General features: G+C 68.9%; 16 protein-coding genes and 1 pseudogene. 14 read left to right on the top strand and 3 right to left on the bottom strand.

The features are described 5' to 3' along the window. Nucleotides 1-41 precede the first annotated feature (41 nt). The gene (locus BCD48_RS41630; RefSeq protein WP_071049086.1) at nt 42-389 is read right to left on the bottom strand and encodes a hypothetical protein; all 348 of its coding nucleotides are present in this window, start codon (nt 387-389) and stop codon (nt 42-44) included. Nucleotides 390-493: 104 nt separating this feature from the next. On the opposite strand from BCD48_RS41630, the gene BCD48_RS41625 reads away from it, so the two are divergent. The 14 genes from BCD48_RS41625 (at nt 494) to BCD48_RS41560 (ending at nt 12,034) form a co-directional block, all read left to right on the top strand. Then, entirely contained in the window at nt 494-1,564 is a 1,071-nt protein-coding gene (locus BCD48_RS41625; protein ID WP_241841751.1) for an IS630 family transposase, read from the top strand. Nucleotides 1,565-1,856: 292 nt separating this feature from the next. Beyond that, nucleotides 1,857-2,258 carry an ATP-binding cassette domain-containing protein gene (locus BCD48_RS56175; protein WP_349308084.1) on the top strand — a complete coding sequence of 134 codons (402 nt, stop codon included), beginning with the start codon at nt 1,857-1,859 and terminating at the stop codon, nt 2,256-2,258. A 78-nt stretch (nt 2,259-2,336) separates the two neighbouring features. Next, nucleotides 2,337-2,519, top strand: a complete 183-nt coding sequence (locus tag BCD48_RS50265) for a hypothetical protein (RefSeq protein ID WP_071053906.1) — start codon at nt 2,337-2,339, stop codon at nt 2,517-2,519. Nucleotides 2,520-2,710: 191 nt separating this feature from the next. Continuing rightward, entirely contained in the window at nt 2,711-2,983 is a 273-nt protein-coding gene (locus BCD48_RS41610; RefSeq protein ID WP_071053905.1) for a nickel-binding protein, read from the top strand. After that, nucleotides 2,976-3,926 carry a TAXI family TRAP transporter solute-binding subunit gene (locus tag BCD48_RS41605; protein ID WP_071053904.1) on the top strand — a complete coding sequence of 317 codons (951 nt, stop codon included), beginning with the start codon at nt 2,976-2,978 and terminating at the stop codon, nt 3,924-3,926. The genes BCD48_RS41610 and BCD48_RS41605 overlap by 8 nt, the downstream gene beginning before the upstream one ends. A 7-nt stretch (nt 3,927-3,933) precedes the next feature. After that, a complete protein-coding gene (locus BCD48_RS41600) occupies nt 3,934-4,266 on the top strand; it encodes a ferredoxin family protein (RefSeq protein ID WP_071053903.1) in 333 nt (110 codons plus the stop codon). After that, a complete protein-coding gene (locus BCD48_RS41595; protein ID WP_071053902.1) occupies nt 4,263-5,474 on the top strand; it encodes an FAD-dependent monooxygenase in 1,212 nt (403 codons plus the stop codon). The genes BCD48_RS41600 and BCD48_RS41595 overlap by 4 nt, the downstream gene beginning before the upstream one ends. 3 nt (nt 5,475-5,477) lie before the next feature. Further along, nucleotides 5,478-6,179 (top strand): class II aldolase/adducin family protein, encoded by a 702-nt coding sequence (locus BCD48_RS41590; RefSeq protein WP_071053901.1) that lies wholly within the window; start codon nt 5,478-5,480, stop codon nt 6,177-6,179. A gap of 55 nt (nt 6,180-6,234) precedes the next feature. Continuing rightward, the gene (locus BCD48_RS41585) at nt 6,235-7,158 is read left to right on the top strand and encodes a fumarylacetoacetate hydrolase family protein (protein WP_083420003.1); all 924 of its coding nucleotides are present in this window, start codon (nt 6,235-6,237) and stop codon (nt 7,156-7,158) included. A gap of 131 nt (nt 7,159-7,289) precedes the next feature. Continuing rightward, nucleotides 7,290-8,576, top strand: coding sequence for a histidinol dehydrogenase (gene hisD, locus BCD48_RS41580; RefSeq protein WP_071053900.1), 1,287 nt, complete (start codon nt 7,290-7,292; stop codon nt 8,574-8,576). Then, nucleotides 8,573-9,340 carry an SDR family NAD(P)-dependent oxidoreductase gene (locus tag BCD48_RS41575; RefSeq protein ID WP_071053899.1) on the top strand — a complete coding sequence of 256 codons (768 nt, stop codon included), beginning with the start codon at nt 8,573-8,575 and terminating at the stop codon, nt 9,338-9,340. The genes hisD and BCD48_RS41575 overlap by 4 nt, the downstream gene beginning before the upstream one ends. A gap of 192 nt (nt 9,341-9,532) precedes the next feature. Then, nucleotides 9,533-9,955, top strand: a complete 423-nt coding sequence (locus BCD48_RS54585; protein WP_349308083.1) for a formyltransferase family protein — start codon at nt 9,533-9,535, stop codon at nt 9,953-9,955. Nucleotides 9,956-10,343: 388 nt separating this feature from the next. Further along, nucleotides 10,344-11,114: a dienelactone hydrolase family protein gene (locus BCD48_RS41565; RefSeq protein WP_071053897.1), complete on the top strand. Its 771-nt coding sequence runs from the start codon at nt 10,344-10,346 to the stop codon at nt 11,112-11,114. A gap of 293 nt (nt 11,115-11,407) precedes the next feature. Continuing rightward, nucleotides 11,408-12,034: an NADPH-dependent FMN reductase gene (locus BCD48_RS41560; RefSeq protein ID WP_071053896.1), complete on the top strand. Its 627-nt coding sequence runs from the start codon at nt 11,408-11,410 to the stop codon at nt 12,032-12,034. A gap of 54 nt (nt 12,035-12,088) precedes the next feature. On the opposite strand, the pseudogene BCD48_RS55225 reads toward BCD48_RS41560, so the two are convergent. Together BCD48_RS55225 and BCD48_RS41555 are read right to left on the bottom strand one after the other, a co-directional pair. Beyond that, nucleotides 12,089-12,193: pseudogene (locus BCD48_RS55225) on the bottom strand (S1 domain-containing protein); the annotation flags it as partial. A gap of 357 nt (nt 12,194-12,550) precedes the next feature. Continuing rightward, a complete protein-coding gene (locus tag BCD48_RS41555) occupies nt 12,551-12,796 on the bottom strand; it encodes an antibiotic biosynthesis monooxygenase family protein (RefSeq protein WP_241842383.1) in 246 nt (81 codons plus the stop codon). Nucleotides 12,797-12,806 lie beyond the last annotated feature (10 nt).

Below are 12,806 nucleotides of genomic sequence, written 5' to 3'. Positions count from 1 at the left end.
CTAGTGCAGCTCCGCGTAAATCTTGCTGGCCTGGCTGGTGATCAGCCGATCCAGGCGGTGGGGTCGCCGGCGTAAAGCCCGCAGGCGCAGTTGAGGGCCTGTTCGGGCGTGCCGACGGACTCGCCACTCGGCAGGTAGGAGTCCTCGTAGGCGCCGCGGCTGTCGAGGTAGATCGCGAAGCCCCACTGGTCGGGCTGGCCGGTGTAGCGCAGCCGGCACAGCGGGTAGGGGGCCGCGTCGTCCGCCTCGTCGGCGAAGACGGCGTCGAGGTAGGCGAAGTCGCCGCGGTAGCGGATGGTCAGGTCGCGCAGCTGGGGCCAGCGGGCGGTGTGCTGGGTGCGCAGCCGGTGTTCCAGCACTACCCGGGCCATCTCGGGGATCTTCGCCACGTCCCTATCCTGCCCGCCTTGGCGTGTCGGACCCGCGCGCGGGTCTGCCCGGTTCTTCCCTGTCGTCCTGGAACTGTCCCTTCCAGGATGCGGTGGGTGCTCAGGTGGGCAGCTGGTCCGGCGGTCCGAGGGTGGTCCTCGGCGCCGCGCAGCGTCAACGGTTCAAGAAGCTCGCCGGGACGGTGAGTGCCCCGTTCGACCAGGTCAGACGGGCCCGGATCCTGCTGGACGCGGCCGACGGCCGGTGGGGGCCGGTCGCGCTCGGCCGCCGCCACGGCGTGCACGCGGACACGGTCCGCCGGCTGTGCGCCCGGTTCGCCACCGACGGCGAGGCCGCGCTCGTCGACCGGCCCCGCCCCGGCCGGCCGCGCCGCTACGGCCCGGACGCCCGGCTCGCGGTGCTGGCCGCCGTCACCGAGACCGCCCCACAGGCGGCGTCGCAGTGGTCGCACCGGCTGCTCGCCGAGCATCTCGCCCCCACGGTCGGGATGTCACCGGCGCAGATCGGCCGGGTCCTGGCCGATCTCGACCTCAAGCCGCACCGGGTCCGGGGCTGGCTCAACCGGCCCGCCGTCCCGGACTTCGCCGACCGCGCCGCCGCGGTCTGCGACCTCTACCTGCACCCGCCCGCGGACGGGGTCGTGATCAGCGTCGACGAGAAGACCGCGATCCACGCCCGCTCGCGGCGCCACCCGACCCGCCCGATCCGCCCCGGCTCCCCCGCCAGGCGCGAGTTCGAGTACGTCCGGCACGGCACCGTGTCGCTGGTCGCGGCGATGGACGTCGCCACCGGCGAGGTCCTCGGTGAGATCATCCCCGGGAAGAACAACTCGGCGAACTTCACCTGGTTCCTGACCAGGCTCGACGAGGCGATCGACCCGACACTGAAGATCTACCTGGTGATGGACAACGGGTCGAGCCACACCGCGCACGCGACCCGGCGGTGGCTCGCGGCCCACCCCCGGTTCGTCGTGACCTACACCCCGAAACACGCCAGCTGGCTGAACATGGTCGAGATCTTCTTCTCGACCCTCACCCGCCAGCTCCTGCGGCGCGGCGACTTCACCTCCCGCGACAACCTCGCCAACAAGATCCTCCACTTCATCGAGGTCCACGACCGCACCGCCAAGCCCTACCGCTGGACCTACACCGGCGAACCCCTCAAAGCCGCCTGACAACCCCAGCAAGACTTACGCGGGGCAGCACTAGCCGTGGTCTTCGCCATCCTGACTCTGCCTGCTACGGCGTGCGGCGGCGGGCGGTTTCGGGTCGAACCAATTCTCGGCGCCGGCCGCCCAACCCCCGGGCGGAAAGGCGGCTCGTGAACATGCGACGGCCGTCCCCCGAGCAGAGACACCCGCCACCGAGCCCGCGTCAACCGCCGCCCAGCCCAGGGCCACCGTCCCGGCCGCTGGACGGGACGCCGAGCTGAGGCTCGAGCTCGACGGCATTCGGGCCGGCTACAGCTTGATCGACGCGGTCGGGAACGTCAGCTTCGCCGTCCGTGCCGGCGAATTACTCGCGCTCCTGGGCCCGAACGGCGCTGGCAAGTCGACGGTCCTGAAGGTTGCCTCGGGCCGGCTCCGGCCGAACGCCGGCACGGTGCGTCTGTATGGCGCCGACGTTACCGGCCGCCGACGGAAAGGCTGGCCCACGGGGGCTGTGCTGTCTCCCCGAGAGACGCAGCGTCCTCCCGGACCTCACCGGCGCCGAGAACCTCCTCGTCGCGACGCATCCGGGAGCCGCCCGCGCCACCGTGGAGGCGGTCGCCTACGAACTGGTTCCCGCTCCTGGGCCAGCGCCGCAGGCAGGCAGCGGGCGCCCTGTCGGGAGGCGAGCAGCAGATGCTGGCCATGGCCCGCCCGCTGAGCCTGGATCCCACGTTCTGCTCCTCGACGAACTGTCGATGGGCCTGGCCCCATCTATCGTGGAGGACTCTACGAAACCGTGAGCCGCCTCGCAGCCGCCGAGTCGATGGCGATCGTCATCGTCGAACAGTTCGCCCACGATGTGCTCCGCGTCGCCAACCACGCCCTTGTGATGGCCCACGGCCGAATCGTCCTCGGCGGCCGCCCGGACGAGATTGCGGGCGGTACGGGCACGGCCTGTCTCGGGCTCCGGTCGACGTGACGAAGCGGCTGGCGTTGCCCAACGAGCGCGGACGACAGACGTCCTCTCACTGCCCGGGATCCGCTGGTGCGCACGTGTCTGCGCGAGAACGTGATGTTGGTTCTCGACCAACGACCCGCCTTGCGGATCGAGAAATAAGGTAGCACAATGCGGGACACTGTCCCGTAGACTGCCACATCACGAGGAGCACGATGGCGATCTTCCTGACCCTGCACCAAGCTCCTGGCCTGTCACCCGAGGAGATCGCCGGCTACGGTCCGGAGGTCGTCAAGTCGGTCCACGCCACGTTCCGCCAGCTGTACGTCAACACCGGCACTGGCTTCATCGTCACCGTCTACGAGGCCGACAACGCGGGCTCGGTCGAGCAGGAGTTCGAACGGGTCGGCTTCCCGTTCGACTCCATTAACGAGGTCGACTACACGATGAGTGCGACCGAGCTCAAGGAGATGCTTGCTCATGACTGAAGAACCGCGCCTGGACCGGCCGATCACCCTCGCGTTTCGCGGCGACTGGGGCCAGGCCAACCTGCACCGGATCTGCGGCTGGCTCGCCCAGGAGATAGGCGACCGGTCACCGGAAGGCTCCAAGTTCGCGATCTGGTCTGGCCGCGGCGGCATGGACCAGATCAACGCGATACGCGCGGGTGAGGCCGACATTTCCCTGGTCGTCCCGTCGCCGGCGCTGCCGGGCTTCAAGATCGACGACGAGATGTGCGCGCTCGGCGTGATGCCCCAGCGTGACCGTCTCGTCGTCGCGGTCGACGCCGCACTCCCCGTCAGCACCGTCGCCGACCTGGCGACCCTCTCGGGCAAGGTGACGGTCGCGACCTCCCCCGACGACGGCGTCAACCTCATCGGCTTCGCGGCCCACAAGGGCCTGCGCATTGCCGGAGTCGACCCCGAACGCCTCTCCTTCGTCTACGACGAGCGGCCGTTCCCCCCCATCGAGGCGTTCACCGCCGGTGAAGCCGACGTGCTCATCCACGAAGCGATCATGACGCCGCACTGGCAGAGCATCGCCAGCAAACGGCCGGTGCGCTATCTGCCCTGGGGCGACGACGTCCTCGCCGCCTTCGCCGCGGAGGGCTGGCCCTCTGCCACCGTGGAGGCCGGCTACCTCCCCGGCCTCACCGAGGATCTCCTCACCCTCGACTTCTCCGACTTCGTCGTGATCTGCCCCCGTACCCTCGCCGACGACATCGCCTACCTCGCCGTCTGGTGCATGGTGAAGACCCGCCGCGCGCTGGAGTCGCAATACGCCCACATACCGCCCGAGCGCTCCCCCATCACCTACCCGCTCGTCCCCGCCGACATGGCGCGGACACCGATCCCGCTCCATCCAGCGGCGGCCCGCGCCTACGCCGACGCCGGCGACGACACCCTCGATGGCGCGATCATCTGGAGGTGAGCACCCGGTGGCGTACGTCATCAATGAACGTTGCATTGACGAGCTGGACGGCTCATGCGTCGACTGCTGCCCCGTCGACTGCATCTACGAGGGCCTGAGGAAGCGCTACATCCACCCGGACGAGTGCATCGACTGCGGAGCCTGCCTGCCCGAGTGCCCGGTCGACGCGATCCTCGGCCCGGGCGACTCCCCCGACCCCGTCTGGGTGACCGACAATGCCGCGTTTTTCGCCGAGACGCTGCCCGGCCGAACGACCGCCCTGGGTTCGCCCGGTGGCGCTTACCCTGCCGGCGCGACCAGTGTGGACACGCCGCTCGTCACAGGCTGGACCACGAAATGACCTCACAGGTACCCCTACTGATCATCGGTGGCGGGATCGGGGGCATGACCACCGCGCTCGCCCTGGCCCGGGCCGGCTTCGCGGCGCACATCGTGGAGCAGTCACCGGAGTTCGCCGAGATCGGCGCCGGCATCCAACTCGCGCCGAACGCGCTGCGCATCCTGGACGATCTCGGCGTACTCCCGGAGCTGGCCGCGCTGGCCGTCCATCCACGCCACGTAGTGTTCATGCACGCCGACACCGGCCAGCATCTGACCACCATCGCCTTCGGCGAACCGTTCGAGCGGCGCTACGGCTATGCGTACACCGTCATGCACCGCGGTGACCTGCTCAACGTGCTTCACGAGGCGTGCAAGGCGGACGACCGCATCACCCTGGAAAGCAACCGCGAGGTCACCGAGGTCACCGATCACGGGGACACGGCACAGGTCCGCTTCGCCGACGGCGACAGCTACGAGTGCGAGGCGGTTGTCGGTGCCGACGGCCTGTGGTCGATGGCCCGCAAGCTGGTCTCCGACGACCGCCCGATCACCGACACCTTCGTCGCCTACCGCGGTGCGCTGCCGGTCAGCGACGTTGCGCGGCCAGCGGACGAGACCAGCATCCCCGTCGGGCCGGATGACGAGATCATCTGGATCGGGCCGGACAAGCACCTCGTGCAGTACCCGATCCGCCGCGGCGAGCTGTACAACCAGGTCGCCGTCTTCCGCAGCCGACGCTACTCGCGCGAGGCCGAACTCACCGACGGCTGGGGCACCACGACCGAGCTGGACGAGAGCTTCGCCACCTCGTGCGAGCAGGTACGCGGCGGGGTGGCCCTGGTCAGCCGCGACCGCCGGTGGGTGATGTACGACCGCGAACCCCTGGACAACTGGACCTCCGGCCGGATCACCCTGCTCGGCGACGCCGCACACCCCATGGTGCAGTACCTCGCGCAGGGCGCCTGCCAGGCCATCGAGGACGCCGGATGCCTGGCACGCCACCTCACCGAGCAGGACGGCGATATCGACAAGGCCTTCGCCACATATCAGGCCGAACGCATCCCGCGCACCGCGCTGGTCCAGCGGGCCGCCCGGATCTGGGGCCGAATCTGGCACGACGACGGCCCAGTCATCCCGATCCTGCGCGACCGGGTCTTCAGCCGGCGTGACCCGGACGACTACACCGACCTGGACTGGCTCTACCAGCATCAGCCGAAGGCGAGTTGAGCCATGACGACCAACCCCGTCGAGGAAGCCGTGCAGGCCAGCCAGGCGCTGGCCGCCGCCGGGCTGAACGACCTGGTGTGGGGCCACGCCGCGATCCGCGAACCCGACGGGCGGGGGGGCGTCTGGATGAAGGCGGCGGGCTGGGGATTCGAGGAGATCGACGCCGACCGGGTGCTTCTCGTGTCCCCTGACGGCGAGGTGTTGTCCGGGGCCGGGAAACGGCACATCGAGTACCCGATCCACACCGAGATCATGCGCCGGCGCCCCGACGTCAGCTGCTCGGTACACACCCACGCGCCCGCGCTCAGCGCATTTGCGTGTCTTGACACGCCGCTGCTGCCGATCTCGCACGACGGCGTCTTGTTCTGCGACCCACCGATCCCGCGGTTCACCCAGACCGGTGCGCTCATCGCCACCGCCGAGCTCGGCGCCGCCCTGGCCGAGACACTCGGTGACGCACGCGCATGCCTGATGCCCAACCACGGCGCGGTCACAGTCGGGCCCGATGCGACGACCGCCGTCATGTACGCGGTCCTGCTAGAACGCGCCTGTCGGACCCAGCTCATGGCGCTGGCCGCCGGCGGTCCGAAAATCTGGTCGGACCCCGCCGAAGCCGCGCTCAAACGCGAGCAGATATGGAACCCCGGAGGGCTGCAGGCAGGCTGGCGGTACCTGCTCCGTCCGGCGGAAAGGGCCCTCCGATAACCAACGGCTGTTCGCGGCTCCCGCTGATCTGTTCCGGAAAGGGACACCTCGCCTGATGAAAGCCACCAGCTTCCTGGACAGCCGGGGCAGCCTGCGCCTCGCGGTCGCGGACCCGGCCGGCGCCTGGCGGGATGTCACCGCCGCCGCCCTCGACGATGCCGGCCCCCAGACGGGCTTGAGCCCCATGCGGCACTTCCTGTCCAGCGATGGTGACTGGGCGCGGCTGGCCATCGCAGCCGAGTCTGCCCCGGTCGCCGACATCGTGACACCGCTGGCCCCGGTACCGGATCCCAGCAAGGTCGTTGCCGCGCCGGTCAACTACCGTGATCACCAGAGCGAGATGAACGAGGACATCGCCGTCGACGCGCTGGGCGTGTTCCTCAAGGCGCCGTCGTCGCTGATCGGCGACTCCGGGACGGTGCGGCTGCCCTATCATGACCGGCGGTTCGACCAGGAAGGCGAACTCGCCGTCATCATCGGCCAGCCGGCCTCGCACGTCAGCGAAGCGGGCGCGCTGAACGTCATCGCCGGTTACACGTGCCTGTTGGACATGACGATGCGCGGCGGGGAGGACCGCTCGGTACGCAAGTCGTTCGACACGTTCACTCCCGCGGGCCCCTACCTTGTGACCGCGGACGAGGTCGGCGACCCTGCGGAGCTGGAACTGCGCACCTGGGTGGGCGGGCAGCTGCGGCAACGTGCCGACCTCGCCGACCTGATCTGGAGCGTTCCCCGCCTCATCGCCTACATCAGCTCGGTCATGCAGTTGCAGCCCGGTGACCTGATCGCCACCGGAACCCCGGCCGGCGTCGGCGAGGTTTGCGACGGCCAGGACATCGCCGTGGAGATAACTCGCGTCGGACGGCTGCAGGTCACGGTGAGCAGCCAGGGCGCGTTCACCTGCCCGACTCTCGGCAAGGACCGCGGTCCCGTCCCGCCGGCTCACGTCACACCCCCGTCCGAGCGTGTACGCGCCTGACCCCGCCGCAACCGACAGATGCACTGTGAACTCGCCGACCCCGGTGGGCATCGAGACGCTCGACGCGGCAGGTCGCTGCGTCCTCAGGAGCGATCAGCCAGCGGGGTCAGGCCATCGGTAGGAGGAGAGCAGTGATCCGACGGTTCAAGACTGGGCGGGCCGGTAGCGCACCTCGCACGGCCAGCGCCGAGGTGCGCGCGACTGTCGAGGAGATCGTGGCCGCCGTGGAAGACCGCGGCGACGACGCCGTCCGGGAGTATTCGCGGCGCTTCGACGGCTGGTCCCCGCCCTCGTTCCGCCTCAGCGCGGATGAGATCGCGAAGGCGGTAGAGGCCGTTCCCGCGCGGACGCTCGACGACCTCGCCTTCGCTCAGGCACAGATCCGCTGCTTCGCCCAGGCCCAGCGCGAGGCGCTGCGCGACGTCGAGGTGACCACGCTGCCTGGCGTCGTGCTGGGGCACCGCACCATCCCGGTGACCGCGGTCGGCTGCTATGTGCCCGGGGGCCGCTACCCGTTGGTGGCCTCGGCGCACATGAGTGTGGTAACCGCGAAGGTCGCCGGGGTGAGGCGCGTGGTCGCCTGCGCACCTCCCTTCGACGGCCGCCCGCACCCGGCGATCGTCGCGGCGATGCACCTCGGGGGTGCCGACGAGATCTACGTGCTCGGCGGAGTTCAGGCGGTCGCCGCGATGGCGCTCGGCACCGACAGCATCGAGCCGGTCGACATGATCGTCGGACCGGGCAACGCCTACGTCGCCGAGGCGAAACGCCAGTTGTTCGGACGGGTCGGCATCGACCTGCTCGCCGGACCCACGGAAACGCTGCTGATCGCCGACGACAGTTGCGACCCGGAGATGGCTGCGGTGGACCTGCTCGGGCAGGCCGAACACGGCCCGACCAGCCCCGCCGTGCTGCTGACGACATCCCCGGCGCTGGTCGAGGGCCTTCCCGACGCGATCGAGAAGGTCCTGTCCTGGCTGCCGACCGTGGACGTCGCCCGCACGGCCTGGCAGAACTACGGCGAGATCATCCTGTGTGACACACGCGAGGAAATGGTCGCCGAAAGCGACCGCATCGCCTCCGAGCACGTCCAGGTCCTCACCCGCGACCCTGACTACTTCCTCGAACGCCTGACGAACTTCGGCGCGCTTTTTCTCGGCCCACGCACGAACGTCGCCTTCGGCGACAAGGTCATCGGGACCAACCACACGCTCCCGACCATGGGGGCCGCCCGGTACACGGGTGGCCTGTGGGTCGGCAAGTTCCTCAAGACCTGCACCTACCAGCGGGTACTGACCGACGAAGCCTCGGCGCTCATCGGCGAGTACTGCTCACGGCTGTGCGCGCTCGAAGGGTTCGCCGGCCACCAGGAGCAAGCCGACCTGCGGGTCCGCCGGTACGGCACCGCCGCCCGATGACCGCGGCAGATCAACTCGCCGGACTGCCTGTCGCGGCGGTGACAGGCGGATCCGGCAGTATCGGGCGGGCGATCTGCAAGGCCCTCGCCACAGCCGGGTTCCGGGTACTCGTCGGCTACCGGAGCGGTACCGACCGGGCCGACGCCGTAGTCCGCTCCCTTCCAGGAGCGGGGCATGCGGCGTTGCCGATGCCGGTGACCGATCCACCCGCCCTCCTTGCCGCGGCCGCGTTCGTGACCGCTGAGCACGGCCGCTGCGACGTGCTGGTCAACGCCGCCGGCGTCACCCGCTTCGTGCCCCACGACGACCTCGACGCACTTGATGACGCGCTCATCGAGGAAATCCTCGCGACCAACGTGCACGGCGCCTTCGCCGCGGTCCGAGCGCTACGTCCGCTTCTGGACCGCGCCACGCTGGCCGGCGGCGGTGTCGTCGTCAACATCTCGTCCATCGCGGCGGTCACCGGCACCGGCAGCAACGTCATCTATTGCGCGTCGAAAGCCGCCCTCGACACCATGACCAAGTCGTTGGCGCGGGCGCTCGCCCCACAAATCCGGGTCCTGTCGGTGTCCCCCGGTCTCGTCGACACCGAATTCGTCGCCTCCCTGGATGAGGCATGGCGAGACGAACAGGCGGCCCGTACCCCGCTTGGCCGCCTCGTGACTCCCGCCGAGGTTGCCGCTGCCGTCGTAGCGGTGGTCCGCGACCTCCCCACCACCACCGGAACAATCATCGCCGTGGACGGCGGCCGGCAACTCGGCTGAATGGCGGCGGTGCGGGCGACCGGGACGACCTCGACCCGCTGGGCAGGGTCGCCTGCGAGACGTTGGTGACCACCGGGCTCGTGGTCCTCGCCGGGGAAATCACTACCACGGCCACGATCGACTACACCGAAATCGGCTGGTTCTTCCTGCGGGTGGAGTTCACGCCGCCCGACCTGGAGCGCAAGCTGGTGGATGTCGAGTGCGGGCTTACCGACTTGGCCGCGTCGTTCGGGATGGAATGGCGGCTGCGCCGCGCCGCGGAGACCCACCACCTCGGGATCATGGTTTCCAAAGCCGACCATGCCCTGCAGGAGCTGCTGTGGCGCCGGCAGGCGGGGGACCTACGCGCCGAGATCAGCGTCGCGATCTCGAATCATCCGAGGGGCGACGGCGCACTACCTCTCGGAGGAGCTGGACGCCGGGCCGATCATCGAGCAGGACGGGTGCCGGGTCGACCATCGCCACACCGTCACCGACCTGCGCGGCGCTGGCCGGTATGTCGGGCGCTCGATACCTGCCCGTGCGGTGTACTGGCAAGTCGGCGACCGCGTTATCACCACGCTATGTAGGCGTGCATCTCCGGCTCTTGCAGATTCCGGCGCCACAGCAGCATAATATGAAACAGCGTTCCGTATCGCGACACGCCGCGACGAGGGAGGTCAATGGCACTGCTCCTGAGCGGCCCCGGGACTGTCACCCGATGAGGTGTGGACTTCGGCGAGCCCTTCGAGCGGCGCTGTGGCTTCGCGTACACCGTCATGCACCGCGGCGACTTGCTGGCCGTGCTGCACTAGGCAGCCGGGCGGACGAAAGCATCACTGGTGCGGCGCGGTAGCGAGCACAGGGGGTCCTCGGCGGGGTGCGGCTCAGTGCGCCCGCAGCAAGGCCAGCTGCTCGACGATCCCGGCACGGGGAGTGTTGACAAGACAGGCAGCCCGTTCTCGACCGTTAACTGTCTGGGCCAGGCACAAGGGTCAACGAAAGATAGAGGACGAAGACACCGATGACTACTGTACGTGGCACAACCGTAGACATCCCCACTCGGGACGGCACCGCCGACGCCTACCTCGCCCACTTCGACGACAACGCTGCCCGCCCCGCGGTGCTGCTCTACATGGATCTCTTTGGGCTGCGCCCCCAACTGAAGCGGATGGCCGACCGGCTCGCCGCCGCCGGCTACACCGCGCTGGTACCCAACGTCTTCTACCGCCGTGGGAGGGCACCTGTAGTGGAAGTACCCGACCTCATCCAAGCGGCCCACCGCCCGGCACTGAACGAGCAACTCTTTCCGATCATGCGGGAGTTGACCCCCCAGCTGGCCATGCGCGACGCCGACAGCTATCTGTCCTGGCTCGCCGCCTGCCCCCACGCCACCGACGGGCCGGTCGGCATCACCGGCTACTGCATGGGCGCCGCCCTGGCCTTGCGCACCGCCGGCACCTACCCCGGACGGGTCGCGGCCGCGGCCGGCTTCCACGGCGCGAATTTGGCCACCGACGGCCCGGACAGCCCGCACCTGGTCGCGGACCATGTCGCGGCAGAACTGTACTTCGGCCATGCCGACGAAGACCCGCTACTACCGCCCGAGCAGATCGAAAGCCTCGACAAGGCGCTCGCCGCCGCAGGTGTCCGCTTCCGCACCGAGGTCTACACCGGCGCACGCCACGGCTACACCCAGGCCGACACCGAGGTTCACAACCCGGAAGCCTCCGAACGTCACTGGGCGGCGCTGCTGGATCTCCTCAGCCGCACTCTCGCAAACACCCAGTCATGACAAGATGCACCGCGGTGACACTGCCAGGCCGAGGCGATGATCGCGCGGTGCACGAACTGCAATGCCGAGCTGCTGCGGCACTCCGGGGTGCGCGGCGTCGCCGAGCAGGATGACGCCGGCCGGTGGTCTAGTTGTCCAGAGGCTCTCCGGTCGTACATCACCCACCGGCGGTCGCGGTTGATCAGGGTCACTCCGGCGCGCCACGCGTGGGCACCAGGCAGCGAAGCTTCGGTACTTTGTGCCAACAGCAAAACGACGAACAACGTGGCGGAATCCGATCCAAAGGACAGTTAATGCCGACGCTGGCCGTCATCATCGGCTCGACCCGACCGGGCCGAGCCGGTCTGCCCATCGCCGTGTGGTTCATCGAGCGCGCACGCCGCCACGGCGGGTTCGAGGTCGAGGTCGCCGACCTCGCCGAACTCAATCTTCCCTTGCTCGACGAGCCGAACCACCCACGGCGGCAGGAGTACGTTCACCAGCACACGAAAGACTGGAGCGCATTTGTCGACCACGCGGACGCCGTGGTGTTCGTGACGTCGGAATACAACTATGGCTACTCGGCACCGTTGAAGAATGCGATTGACTATCTGCACAACGAGTGGATGGGCAAGCCGGCGGGGTTCGTCTCCTACGGCGGCATCTCGGCCGGAACTCGCGCGGTGCAACAGCTCAAGCAGGTCGTGGCAGTGCTGAAGATGATGCCAGTCGTGGAGTCGGTGAATATACCGTTCCACACCAATTTCATCAAAGACGGGCGGGTGCAGGCCAACGAGGTCATGGAGCAGGCGGCGGACGCGATGCTCGACGAGCTCGTCCGCGTCGAGGCCGCCCTGCGCCCGCTGCGCAAGCCGGCACTTGCCGCCGCCGCGCCTACCCGGGTGGTTACCGCGGCGTCCGACGGAGACCAGGCCCGCTGACCGAACGGCCAACATCCAGGGGGTGCAGACCCCCTGGACCTTGCGAACGCGGGTCGCGCGGCAATGGAAGCTGTCCTGTCGGGCCTGCTCGTAGTCCAACTCGACGCGGTCCCCGGCTTCCAGGGCACGGAATCCGTCCATTTCGATCGCGCTGAAATGAACCCAAGCGTCGAAACCGCGTGTCGCTGCAGGTCATCCCTGCAGGGGGGCCGGTCAAGGCGGCGCTGGGTTCTGTTTTGGCTGGTTGTGGGCGTGCGGGGTTGGGCGCCGTGGGTCGGCGGCGTGTGGGAGGGGCAGGCAGCTGAGCCTGGGCGGCTTCCTGCGCACGGCCGCCGAGCACGGCCGCGACCTGATGACCACCCTGCGCCAGGTATTCGTCGGCCAGCTCTGGATCCCGGACTGGCCCATCGTCCCCGCCGTGCGACCACACCCCCGCGCCGGCGGCGCCCATGCCGCCGGCCATCACGCCATGCCACGGACCGGAACTCTCAGCACACCTGCTGAATGATTGCGCGGTCAGGCGACACAGACGCTGGGGACGGCGATCTTCTTGAACACATGCGGCGAGACGGTGCAGGAGTCCGGGTAACGGGAGAGAAGTTCCTGGAACTCCGGGGACTTGAATGCGGTGGCGAGGGCTTGCGCGTTCTCCCAGACCGCAATGTTCAGAAAACAGCAGCTACCTTCGGTTCCTTTGTGCATCTGAGCCGAGAGGCAGCCGTTGCTCAGCATGTAGGCGGCATCATCCTGCCACAGTCGCAAGAACTCCTCC

Origin of the sequence: Pseudofrankia coriaricola (genome assembly GCF_001854805.1) — a bacterium.
In the GTDB taxonomy this organism is placed as follows: domain Bacteria; phylum Actinomycetota; class Actinomycetes; order Frankiales; family Frankiaceae; genus Pseudofrankia.
This window is presented reverse-complemented; position numbering and strand designations above follow the sequence as displayed.